At 72.6% G+C, this 11,412-nt stretch carries 9 protein-coding genes; all 9 read left to right on the forward strand.

Annotated features, from left to right (window positions below):
- The first annotated feature begins 170 nt into the window (after positions 1–170).
- Genes LQ222_RS14135 through murC form a run of 9 tightly spaced genes read left to right on the forward strand, consistent with a single transcriptional unit; the run spans position 171 to position 11,374 of the window.
- Positions 171–344, forward strand: a complete 174-nt coding sequence (locus LQ222_RS14135) for a hypothetical protein (RefSeq protein WP_230167328.1) — start codon at positions 171–173, stop codon at positions 342–344.
- 58 nt (positions 345–402) lie between these two features.
- Entirely contained in the window at positions 403–2,340 is a 1,938-nt protein-coding gene (locus LQ222_RS14140; protein ID WP_230167330.1) for a penicillin-binding protein 2, read from the forward strand.
- 1 nt (position 2,341) lies between these two features.
- Positions 2,342–3,787, forward strand: a complete 1,446-nt coding sequence (locus tag LQ222_RS14145; RefSeq protein ID WP_230167497.1) for a UDP-N-acetylmuramoyl-L-alanyl-D-glutamate--2,6-diaminopimelate ligase — start codon at positions 2,342–2,344, stop codon at positions 3,785–3,787.
- Positions 3,784–5,154, forward strand: a complete 1,371-nt coding sequence (murF, locus tag LQ222_RS14150) for a UDP-N-acetylmuramoyl-tripeptide--D-alanyl-D-alanine ligase (RefSeq protein WP_230167332.1) — start codon at positions 3,784–3,786, stop codon at positions 5,152–5,154. The genes LQ222_RS14145 and murF overlap by 4 nt, the downstream gene beginning before the upstream one ends.
- Positions 5,151–6,239 (forward strand): phospho-N-acetylmuramoyl-pentapeptide-transferase, encoded by a 1,089-nt coding sequence (mraY, locus tag LQ222_RS14155; protein ID WP_230167334.1) that lies wholly within the window; start codon positions 5,151–5,153, stop codon positions 6,237–6,239. Before murF ends, mraY begins: the two co-directional genes overlap by 4 nt.
- 2 nt (positions 6,240–6,241) lie before the next feature.
- Positions 6,242–7,624, forward strand: a complete 1,383-nt coding sequence (murD, locus tag LQ222_RS14160) for a UDP-N-acetylmuramoyl-L-alanine--D-glutamate ligase (RefSeq protein WP_374202168.1) — start codon at positions 6,242–6,244, stop codon at positions 7,622–7,624.
- On the forward strand, positions 7,624–8,802 hold the full coding sequence (locus tag LQ222_RS14165) for an FtsW/RodA/SpoVE family cell cycle protein (protein ID WP_230167337.1): 1,179 nt from the start codon (positions 7,624–7,626) through the stop codon (positions 8,800–8,802). Before murD ends, LQ222_RS14165 begins: the two co-directional genes overlap by 1 nt.
- A gap of 11 nt (positions 8,803–8,813) precedes the next feature.
- Positions 8,814–9,932: an undecaprenyldiphospho-muramoylpentapeptide beta-N-acetylglucosaminyltransferase gene (gene murG, locus LQ222_RS14170; protein ID WP_230167339.1), complete on the forward strand. Its 1,119-nt coding sequence runs from the start codon at positions 8,814–8,816 to the stop codon at positions 9,930–9,932.
- Positions 9,932–11,374 carry a UDP-N-acetylmuramate--L-alanine ligase gene (murC, locus tag LQ222_RS14175; protein WP_230167341.1) on the forward strand — a complete coding sequence of 481 codons (1,443 nt, stop codon included), beginning with the start codon at positions 9,932–9,934 and terminating at the stop codon, positions 11,372–11,374. Before murG ends, murC begins: the two co-directional genes overlap by 1 nt.
- The last annotated feature ends 38 nt before the right edge of the window (positions 11,375–11,412 follow it).

An 11,412-nucleotide genomic window follows, 5' to 3' on the forward strand; every position in this document is an offset into this window, starting at 1 on the left:
CGGTCGGGTAAGGCAGGCAGAGAGCGGGGCGGCGCGGGGCACCGATGAGCGGCGCCGCCGGCAGTGGGGGAAACGAGGCGTAGCGGCGGAGGCCGACAACCGCCGATGGGAGCAGGGCCGCAGGATGGCGGCGCGCCGTCGCGCCGCGCCCGGCGCCACCGCCCGCCCCCGTGCGCGCCGCGCTGCATGTCGAACGCCCGGCCGCCGCCATCGCAGCGCAGCGCGTCGCCGCGCCGATCACCGCGCCGGCCATCGTCTCCTCGCTGGGTGGCAGCGGCCCCACCCTCGCGCCGCCGGTGCCGATCGCGCGCGCCGCGGCGGCGACGCTGCCGGGCGCCCGCTGATGCGCCGCATCCCGATCTCTGCGGGCCGCCGGCGCGCGTCGGCGATGGAACGCGCGGCATGACCGTCGTCCCGCCCCCGGTGACGATGCGCCCCCCGCAACCCGACGCGGTGCCCGCGAGCAGCCCGGTCCTGCGCCGCGCCGCCGCGACCGAGGCCCCGGCACGCACGCTGGTGCGCGTCACGCAGCCCGACCTGATGCGCCGCGCCATCCTGGAACGCACGCGCGGCCGGCTGGTGATCGCCGCCTTCGGCTTCGCCGGCCTGTTCGGTGCGGTGGCGCTGAAGCTGGCCATGGCGACGGTGCTGAATCCCGCGGAAGGCCGCCGCGCCGCCGCGCTGTCGCGCCCGCCCGCGCCGGCCGCCGAGGCGCCCGTCGCGCGCGCCACCGTAACCGACCGCAATGGCGAGATCCTCGCGGTGTCGCTGCCGCTGACCGCGCTCTATGCGAACCCCCGGCAGATCGACAATCCAGGTGAGGTCGCCGACCGCCTGCGCCGCGTGCTGCCGCAGCTCGACCGCGAGCGCCTGGTGGCACGGCTGACCGGCGAGCGGCAATTCGCCTATATCGCGCGTGCGCTGACCCCGCGCGAGGTCGCCCAGGTCAATGCGCTGGGCATCCCCGGCCTGCACTTCGAGGAAGCGGAGCGCCGCTACTTCCCGCAGGGCCGCACCGCCGCGCACATCATCGGCGGCGTCGACGTGGACGGCCAGGGCATTGCCGGCGTGGAACGCTTCCACGACGAACGCCTGCGCACCCAGGCCAATGAACGCCTGCGCCTGTCGCTGGATATCCGCGTGCAGCTGGCGCTGCGCGACGCGGTGCAGCGCGGCATCACGGAATTCAACGGCATCGGCGGCGCCGGCGTGGTGATGGATGTCCATACCGGCGAAGTGCTGGCCATGGTCAGCCTGCCCGACTACGACGCCAATGATGTCGGCGCCGCCACGGTGGACCAGCGGTTCAACCGCGTGACCGTCGGCGTGTACGAACCGGGTTCGACCTTCAAGCTGCTGACCGCGGCGATGGCACTCGACTACGGCACGGTGCAGCCCTGGGGCGGCTACGATGCCTCGCGCCCGATCCGCGTCGGGCGGCACGAGATCAACGACTATCGCGGCAAGAACCGTTGGCTCGCGCTGCCGGAGATCCTGGCCTATTCGTCCAACCTCGCCTCGGCGCACATGGCCGCGGCGGTGGGCGTGAACCGCCACCGCGAATTCATGCAGCGCATGGGCATGACCTCGCGCATGCGCATCGAGATCCCGGAAACGGCGCTGCCGCTGGTGCCCGGCCAGCGCACCTGGCGCGAGCTCAACACCATGACGATCGGCTTCGGGCACGGGATTTCCGTGACGCCGCTGCATGTCGCGACCGCGGGTGCCACCATCGTCAACGGCGGCATCCTGCGCCAGCCGACCATCCTGTGGCAGCAGCCCGGCGTCGAGCGCGAGGGCACGCGCGTGCTCAGCGAACGCACATCCGACCTGATGCGCCGCTTCATGCGCCTGGTGGTGACCGACGGGTCGGGCCGCTCGGCCGAGGTGCCGGGGTATTTCGTGGGCGGCAAGACCGGCACGGCGCAGAAGACCGGCCCGCGCGGGGGCTACCTCGAGAACAAGCGCATCGCCGCCTTCGTCGGCGCCTTCCCGATGCATGCGCCGCGCTACGCGATCTACGTCATGGTCGACGAACCCAAGCCCAACGCGCGCAGCCACGGCTTCGCCACCGCCGGCTGGGTGGCCGCGCCGGCGGCGGGGATGGTGGTGCAGCGCATCGCGCCGATCCTCGGCATGCTGCCCGAACCCGCCACGCCGGAGATCCAGCGCGCGCTCGCCGCACCGATGAACGGGCGCGGCATCCCGGGCATCGCCGTGCCGGCGGCCACCACGCCGCGCCCGGCGGCGCGCCCTGCCGCCCAGCCTGCCGCGCCGCGCCCTGCCGCCACGCCCGCCGCTGCGACGCCGCAGCGGGAGGCCGGCCTTGCGCCTCGGTGAGATGATGCGCCGCGCCGGCCTTCCCGGCCTGTCGGAGGATGCGGCGATTGCCGGCCTCACCGCCGACAGCCGCGCCGTCGCACCCGGCATGGTCTTCGCCGCGCTGCCCGGCCTGCGCGCCGATGGGCGCGCCTTCATCGCCGATGCGGTGGAACGCGGCGCGGCGGCGGTGATCGCGCCCGCCGGCACCGAATGGCCGCCGGGCGTGCCGGTGCGCCCGCTGATCGCCAGTGACGACCCGCGGCGCACGCTGGCGCTGATGGCCGCCGCCTTCCATGGCGCGCAACCGCGCAGCGTGGTGGCCGTCACGGGCACCAACGGCAAGACCAGCACGGTCGATTTCCTGCGGCAGATCTGGAGCGGCTGCGGTGAGCGTGCGGCATCGCTCGGCACGCTCGGCCTGGTGGCGGAGGGCTTCCCGCCCGGACCCTCGCTGACCACGCCCGACCCGGTCGCGCTGCATGCGACGCTGGCCGCCCTGGCGCGCGCGGGCATCGGCGCGGCGGCGATGGAGGCGTCGTCGCACGGGCTCGACCAGCGGCGGCTCGATGGCGTGGTGCTTGCGGCGGCGGGATTCAGCAACCTGACGCGCGACCACCTCGACTATCACGGGTCGATCCAGGCCTATCGTGCCGCCAAGCTGCGGCTGTTCGACACGCTGCTGCCGACGGGCGCCGTCGCGGCCGCCGTCACCGGCATGGAGCCGTCGACCCTGGAGGCGCTGCGCGCCATCGCCGCGAAGCGTCGGCTGCGCCTGCTCACGGTGGGCGAGGATGGCGACGCGGTCCGCCTGCTGGCGGCGCGCCCGCTGCCGGACGGCCAGGCGCTGCTGGTCGAAGCCTTCGGCGCGCGCCACCAGGTGCTGCTGCCGCTGCCCGGCCGCTTCCAGGCCGACAATGCGCTGCTGGCGGCCGCGCTGGCGGTGGGGGCCGGGCTGCCTGCCGACAATGTCTTCGCCGCGCTGCCGCGGCTGGCCGGCGTGCGCGGGCGGATGGAGCGCGCCGCCGTGCTCGGCAACGGCGCCGCGGTCTATGTGGACTACGCACATACGCCGGATGCGCTGGTGCGGCTGCTGGGGGCGCTGCGCCCGCACACCGCCGGGCGCCTGCACATGCTGTTCGGCGCCGGCGGTGACCGCGACCCGGGCAAGCGCCCGCTGATGGGCGCCGCCGCGGCGGCCGGCGCCGATCGCGTCTGGGTCACCGACGACAATCCGCGCAGCGAGGACGCCGCGGCGATCCGCGCCGCCGTGCTGGCCGGTGCGCCTGGCGCGATCGATGCCGGCGCGCGCGAGACGGCGATCGCCGCGGCGCTGGCGGAGCTGCGCCCCGGCGACGTGCTCGCGGTGGCCGGCAAGGGGCATGAGAGCGGCCAGGAGATCGCCGGCATCATCCACCCCTTCGACGATGTCGCGGTGGTGCGCCGCCTCGCGGGCGTGACGCCATGACCCCGCTATGGACGAGCGCGGAACTGCGCGCCGCCACGGGTGGCACGCTCGCGGCCGATGTCGCGGTGACCGGCCTGTCGATCGACACGCGCTCGATCGCGACGGGCGACCTGTTCGTCGCGCTGCGCGATGCGCGCGACGGCCATGATTTCGTGGCGCAGGCGCTGGACAGGGGCGCGGCGGCGGCGCTGGTGGATTGCGATCCGCCGGGTGTCGCAGCCGATGCCCCGCTGCTGCGGGTGGGCGATACGCTGGCGGGCCTGACGGCGCTCGGTGCCGCCGGGCGGACGCGCAGCGCGGCGCGCGTCATCGCCGTCACCGGTTCGGTCGGCAAGACCAGCACCAAGGAGATGCTGCGCGCCATCCTCGCCGCCAGCGGTGCGACGCATGCCGCGGTCGCGTCGTACAACAACCAATGGGGCGTGCCGCTGACCCTGGCCCGCACGCCGCGCGACAGCGCCTTCGCGGTCATCGAGATCGGCATGAACCATCCCGGCGAGATCGCGCCGCTGGCCCGCCTCGCCCGCCCGCATGTCGCGCTGATCACCGCGATCGAGGCCGCGCATATCGGCCACATGGGCAGCCTGGAGGCGATCGCGCGCGAGAAGGGCTCGATCGCCGAGGGGCTGGAGCCAGGCGGCATCGCCATCCTGCCCGCCGACAGCCCGCAGCTGCCGATCCTGCGCGCCGCCGCCGCCACGGCGCGCGTGCTGACCTTCGGCGAGGGCGGCGATGCCCGCGCCACCCGCATCGCCGCCGACGCCGAGGGCAGCGACATCGCGGCGGAGATCCTCGGCACGCGGGTGGAGTTTCGCCTTGGCACGCCAGGGCTGCACATGGCGCGCAACGCGGTCGCTGCCCTTGCGGCGGCGGCGGCGATCGGCGCCGACATCGCCATGGGGGCGGCGGCGCTGGCCGAATTCCGCGCCCTGCCCGGCCGCGGCGACCGGCGCCGCATCGCGACCCCCGATGGCGGGACGGCGCTGCTGCTCGACGAGGCCTATAACGGCCAGCCGCCGTCGATGCGCGCCGCGCTGGCGCTGCTGAAGCTGCTGCCGGCGCGGCGGCGCATCGCGGCGCTCGGCCAGATGGGCGAGCTCGGCGACTTCGCGGAGAACGAGCATCGCGACCTCGCGCCGCATCTGCGCGATGCCGCAGACCTGGTCTTCGCCTGCGCGCCGCTGATGCGCCATACGCTCGATGCCCTGCCGCCGGCGATGGTCGGCGGCTGGCGGGAGACCTCGATCGACCTCGCCCCGCTGGTCCGCGCCGCGCTGCGCGACGGCGACACCATCCTCGTGAAGGGCAGCCTCGCCACCGGCATGAAGGCCGTGGTGCACGCGCTGACCGAAAGCCCGCCCGCATGATCTACAATTTCCTGTTTCCCCTCGCCGACGAATTCCAGCTCTTCAACCTGGCGCGCTACCACACCTTCCGGGCCGGCGCGGCGGCGATGACGGCGCTGCTGATCTGCCTGGTCTTCGGCAGCGCCATCATCCGCTGGCTGCGGTCCTTCCAGCGCGGTGGCCAGCCGATCCGCGACGACGGCCCCGAGCGCCACCTGATCGAGAAGAAGGGCACGCCGACCATGGGCGGGGTGATGATCCTGCTCGCCCTCGCGGTCTCGACGCTGCTGTGGGCCGACCTGCGCTCGGGGATGGTCTGGGCGGTGCTGCTGGTGACCGTGGGCTACGGCGCGCTGGGCTTCGCCGATGACTGGCTGAAGGTGACCAAGCGCAACACCAAGGGCGTGTCGGGGCGGATGAAGCTGGCGGTGCAGGCCGGGCTCGGCCTGGTGGCGGCGGTCTGGATCACCTGGCTGATGCCCGGCCCGCTCGCGGACACGCTGGCCGTGCCGGTGTTCAAGGAGCTGCTGATCCCCTTCGGCCTGCTGTTCCCGCTGGTGGGCATGCTGGTGATGATGGGGTCGTCGAATGCGGTGAACCTGACCGACGGGCTGGATGGCCTGGCGATCGTGCCGGTGATGATCGCGGCGGCGGTGTTCGCGCTGATCGCCTATCTCGTCGGCAACCGCATCTTCGCCGACTACCTGCAGCTGCACTACGTGCCGGGCACCGGTGAGCTCGCGGTCTTCGCCTCGGCGCTGATCGGCGCCGCACTCGGCTTCCTGTGGTTCAACGCCCCGCCGGCGGCGGTGTTCATGGGGGATACCGGGTCGCTGGCGCTGGGTGGCGCGCTGGGCGCGCTGGCGGTCGCGACCAAGCACGAGATCGTGCTGGCGATCGTCGGCGGGCTGTTCGTGGTCGAGACCGTCTCGGTCATCATCCAGGTCTTCTGGTTCAAGCGCACCGGTCGGCGCGTGTTCCTGATGGCGCCACTGCACCACCACTTCGAGAAGAAGGGCTGGGCGGAGGCGACCATCGTCATCCGCTTCTGGATCATCGCGATGATCCTCGCCCTCGTCGGCCTCAGCACGCTGAAGATTCGATGAGCATGCCGGCCCCGCCCTTCACCCCCTTCCTGGGCGCACGCATCGCCGTCGTCGGGCTCGGCCGTGCCGGGCTGCCGGCGGCGTTGCGCCTGTCGGAGTGGGGCGCGGAGGTCGAGGCCTGGGATGATGGCGAGGCGCAGCGCCGCGCTGCCGCGGCCGCGGGGCTGACCTTGCGCGATCCGTCCGAGGGTCGTTTCCGCGCCGATGCGCTGCTGCTCTCGCCGGGCATCGCGCATCTGTTGCCGCGCGCGCATCCGGCGGCCGATGCGGCGCGCGCGGCCGGCGCGCCGATCCTGTCTGACGTGGAATTCCTGTATCGCGCGGTGCTCGCCGCGCAGTCGCGCGCGCGCTTCGTCGGCGTCACGGGCACCAACGGGAAATCCACCACCACGGCGCTGATCCACCACCTGCTGACGGGTGCGGGGCGCGAGGCTGAAGTGGGGGGCAATCTCGGCCCGCCGGCCCTGTCACTCAACATCTTGGGGTCCGAGGGGGTCTATACCCTCGAAATGTCGTCCTACATGTTGGAGCGAATCGCCACGCTGCGCTTCAACGTGGCTGTCATGCTGAACCTCAGCGCCGATCACCTCGACCGCCATGGCGACATGGCCGGCTATGCCGCTGCCAAGGCGCGAATCTTCGCGCGGCAGTCGCGCGGGGATGTCACGGTGCTGGGCCAGGATGATGCGATGACGGCGGCGATGGCCGCCGGGCTGGCAGCGCGGATCGTGCCGATTTCAGGCCTCACGCCGCAGCCCGGTGGTGTGTGGGCCGAAGGGCACGTGCTGCGCGACGATGATGGCGCGCTGTGCGACCTTCGCGACGCGCGCGCTCTGCCGGGCAGCCACAATGCGCAGAATGCGGCGGCGGCTGTTGCGTCGTGTCGTGTGCTCGGGCTGGCGCGTGATGAGATCGCCGCGGGGCTGATGACCTTCGCCGGGCTGCCGCATCGCCTCGAGCGTGTGGCGCAGACGCGCGGCGTTGTGTTCGTCAACGACAGCAAGGCGACCAATGCGGACAGCGCGGCGCGTGCGCTCGCCGCCTATGACCGCGTCGTGTGGATCGCCGGCGGCGAGGCCAAGGAGGGCGGCGTCGACAGCCTGGTTCCCTTGTTCCCCCGCATCGCGCGCGCCTTCCTGATCGGGCGCGATGCGCCGGTGCTGGCGCGCACGCTGGCGGCGCATGGCGTGCCGCATGAGATCGCCGGCACGCTCGATGCCGCGGTGCCGGCCGCGGCCGCCGCGGCCTTCGGCGGCGCGGCGCCTGTCGTGCTGCTCTCGCCGGCCTGCGCCTCCTGGGACCAGTTCACCGGCTTCGACGCGCGCGGGGACCGCTTCCGCGACCTGGCGCGCGCCATCGCCACGACGAATGGAAGGGCCGCCTGATGGCCTTCTCCCGCTCCGACACGTCCGTCCTGGGCCGCTGGTGGTGGACAGTCGACCGCTGGACGCTGGCGGCGCTGATGACGCTGATCGCCTTCGGCTACGTGATGATGCTCGCGGCCTCGCCCGCGGTGGCGGAGCGCATCGGCGCCTCGTCGCGCCACATGTTCTTCGTCAAGCAGGTCGCCTACCTGGCGATGGCGGCGGGGCTGATGGTCGCGGTCTCGCTGCTTTCGGTGAAGGGCGTGCGGCGCTTCGCGCTGCTGGGCTTCGCCGCGGCACTGGTGCTGACGGCCGCGACGCTGGTGGTCGGCGTGGAGATCAAGGGCGCACGGCGCTGGCTGCCGATCCCGGGCTTGTCGCTGCAACCCTCGGAATTCCTCAAGCCGTTCTTCGCAGTGGTGGCCGGCTGGCTGATCGCCGAGGGCAAGCTGCCGGGATCCAAGGTGTGGGGCGCGTCCATCGCGGTCGGGCTGTTCCTGATGGTCGCGGTGATCCTGAAGGGCCAGCCGGATATCGGCATGCTGCTGGTGGTCTGCGCGGTGTTCTTCGCGCAGTTCTTCGTGGCGGGGATGAACCTGTTCCTGGTCGGCGCGGTGGGTGGGCTCGGCATCGCGGGGGCGGTTGGCGCCTACCTGATCTTCCCGCATGTGCAGTCGCGCGTGCACCGCTTCCTCGATCCGTCCTCGGGCGATTCCTTCCAGGTCAGCGTGGCGCTGGAGGCCTTCGCGAATGGCGGGCTGCTCGGCCGCGGCCCCGGTGAGGGGCGGGTCAAGAACGTGCTGCCCGACGCCCATGCCGACTTCGTCTTCGCCGTGGCGGGCGAGGAATTCGGCATGGTGCTGTGCCTGGTCATCCTCGCGGTCTTCGCCTTCATCGTGGTGCGCGGGCTGATGCGCCTGCTGGGCGAGACCGACCTGTTCGTCATGCTGGCGGGCACCGGGCTGCTCACGCAATTCGGCCTGCAGGCCTTCGTGAACATGGCCTCGACTCTGCACCTGATCCCGACCAAGGGCATGACACTGCCCTTCGTGTCCTATGGCGGGTCGTCGGTGCTGGCGATCGCGATCGGCATGGGGATGCTGCTGGCGCTGACGCGCCGCCGCACCGGATCGCGCGCCGGCGAGGATACCGAACACGCCCAACCCCCCGTCGCGATGGCGGCGGGAGGGGCGCGGTGAGAGGCCCGGCCGTGCGCCCCATCATCATCGCGGCCGGCGGCACCGGCGGACACCTGTTCCCGGCCGAGGCCCTGGCGGCCGAGTTGCTGCGCCGCGGCGAGCGCATCGCGCTGATGACCGATGCGCGCTCCGCTGCCTATGACAGCGCGGCCTTCGCCAATGCCGAGCGCTTCGTGCTGCGCGGCGCGGGACTGTCCGGCCGCGGGCTGCGCGGCGCGGCGCGCGGGACGATGGCGCTGGTCGCCGGCACGGCGCAGGCGCGCGGCCATCTTGCGGCCCTGCTGCCATCGGCGGTTGTCGGCTTCGGCGGCTACGCCTCGTTTCCGCCGCTGGCGGCGGCGCGGCTGATGGGTGCGCGGCGCCGCCCCGCCATCGTGCTGCATGAACAGAATGCGGTGCTCGGCCGTGCCAACCGGCTGATGGCGCGGGTGGCCGACCTGCTCGCGCTGTCCTTCCCGAACACCACCAACGTGCCAGCCGGCGCGACGGTCGCGATGGTCGGCAACCCGGTGCGTCCGGCGCTGAGCGCACTGGCCGGCCAGCCCTACGCGCTGCCGCCCGAGGGCGGTGCGCTGCGGCTGCTGGTCACCGGCGGCAGCCAGGGCGCGCGGATCTTCGCCGATGTGGTGCCGCCGGCCATCGCCGCGCTGCCGGAAGCCATCCGTGCGCGGCTGCTGGTGACGCAGCAGTGCCGTGCGGAAGACCTGGCGCGCACCGAAACCGCATACCGCGATGCCGGCGTCGTGGCGGATCTCGCGCCGTTCTTTCCGGACATCGCCGGGCGGCTGGCGACGGCGCATCTGGTGATCGCGCGCGCCGGCGCATCGACCATCGCCGAACTGGCCTGTGCCGGGCGGCCCTCGGTGCTGGTGCCGCTGCCCTCGGCCATCGACGACCACCAGAGCGCGAATGCACGCGCGCTGGCCGAGACCGATGCCGCCTGGGTCTATCCGCAGGCCGCCTTCACGCCCGCGGCGTTGTCCGAACGTCTGGTCGGGCTGTTCGGCGTGCCGGCGCGGCTGGCATCCGCCGCGGCCGCGGCCTCGGCGCTGGCGCGCCCGCTTGCCGCGCGCGACCTCGCCGACCGCGTGCTTTCGCTGGTCCGCCAGCCTGCCATGGGAACAGCCTGATGCGCGCGCTGCCGCTGAATATTGGCGCCATCCACTTCGTCGGCATCGGCGGGATCGGCATGTCCGGCATCGCCGAGGTGCTGCACACGCTGGGCTACCAGGTGCAGGGCAGCGACATCAACGATGGCAGCAATGTCCAGCGCCTGCGCTCCGTGGGCATTCCGGTCGCGGTCGGGCATGACGCGGCGAACCTGGGCGATGCGCAGGTGGTGGTCGTCTCGACCGCGGTGAAGCGCGACAATCCCGAAGTCACCGCCGCGCGCAAGCGGCTGATCCCGGTCGTGCGGCGCGCCGAGATGCTGGCCGAGCTGATGCGCCTGAAATGGTCCATCGCCATCGGCGGCACGCACGGCAAGACCACCACCACGTCGCTGGTCGCCGCGGTGCTGGAAGCCGCGCGGCTCGACCCCACCGTCATCAATGGCGGCATCATCAATGCCTATGGCACCAACACGCGCATGGGTTCCGGCGACTGGATGGTGGTCGAGGCCGATGAGTCCGACGGCTCCTTCCTGAAGCTGCCGGCCGTGGTCGCCGTGGTGACCAACATGGACCCGGAGCACCTCGACCACTGGGGCACCGGGGATGCCATGAAGGAAGGCTACGCGCAGTTCGTCGGCAACATTCCCTTCTACGGCTTCGCCGTGCTGTGCATGGACCACCCGGAAGTGCAGGCGATGATCCCGCGCCTGTCGGACCGGCGCATCGTGACCTACGGCTTCTCGCCCCAAGCCGATGTGCGCGCCGAGCGCATCATCACCGACCGCATGGGCGCTACCTTCGAAGTCACGGTGACGGACCGCAGCACCGGCCGGATGCGGACCATGAAGCCGTTCCGCCTGCCGATGCTGGGCCAGCACAATGTGCAGAATGCGCTCGCAGCGATTGCGATCGGCGTCGAGATGGAGGTGGACGAGGCGACCATCCGCTCGGCTCTCGCCGGCTTCAAGGGCGTGAAGCGGCGCTTCACCCGCACGGGCGAAGCAGGCGGCATCAGCGTGATCGACGACTACGGCCACCATCCGGTCGAGATCGCCGCGGTGCTGAAGGCAGCCCGCCAGGCCGGCGCGCGCGACGTCATCGCCGTGGTGCAGCCGCATCGCTACACGCGCCTCGCGACGCTGTTCGAGGATTTCTGCACCTGCATGAACGACGCCGGCACGGTGATCGTGGCCGATGTCTATGCGGCGGGCGAACAGCCGATCGAGGGCGTGGACAAGGATGCGCTGGTCGAGGGGCTGCGCGCGCGCGGGCATCGGTCGGTCGTGCCGTTGCCGGGGCCGGATTCCCTGCCGGAGATGATCCACGCCATCGCGAAGTCGGGCGACTACGTGGTGTGCCTGGGTGCGGGCAACATCACGGCCTGGGCGCATGCGCTGCCGGCGCAGTTGACGGACCTGCAGCAGCGCGCGCGCGGACGGCTCGCGGGGGCGATGAAATGATGGCCGCCGCCGCGCATCGCCCGGATGCCACGCCGCCG

Source organism: Roseomonas sp. CECT 9278, from assembly GCF_918698155.1.
Lineage (GTDB): Bacteria > Pseudomonadota > Alphaproteobacteria > Acetobacterales > Acetobacteraceae > Neoroseomonas.

Coding starts and splice junctions, on each gene's coding strand:
- LQ222_RS14140 (WP_230167330.1), top strand. CDS start 403: ATGACCGTCGTCCCGCCCCCGGTGACGATGCGCCCCCCGCAACCCGAC.
- LQ222_RS14145 (WP_230167497.1), top strand. CDS start 2,342: ATGATGCGCCGCGCCGGCCTTCCCGGCCTGTCGGAGGATGCGGCGATT.
- murF (WP_230167332.1), top strand. CDS start 3,784: ATGACCCCGCTATGGACGAGCGCGGAACTGCGCGCCGCCACGGGTGGC.
- mraY (WP_230167334.1), top strand. CDS start 5,151: ATGATCTACAATTTCCTGTTTCCCCTCGCCGACGAATTCCAGCTCTTC.
- murD (WP_374202168.1), top strand. CDS start 6,242: ATGCCGGCCCCGCCCTTCACCCCCTTCCTGGGCGCACGCATCGCCGTC.
- LQ222_RS14165 (WP_230167337.1), top strand. CDS start 7,624: ATGGCCTTCTCCCGCTCCGACACGTCCGTCCTGGGCCGCTGGTGGTGG.
- murC (WP_230167341.1), top strand. CDS start 9,932: ATGCGCGCGCTGCCGCTGAATATTGGCGCCATCCACTTCGTCGGCATC.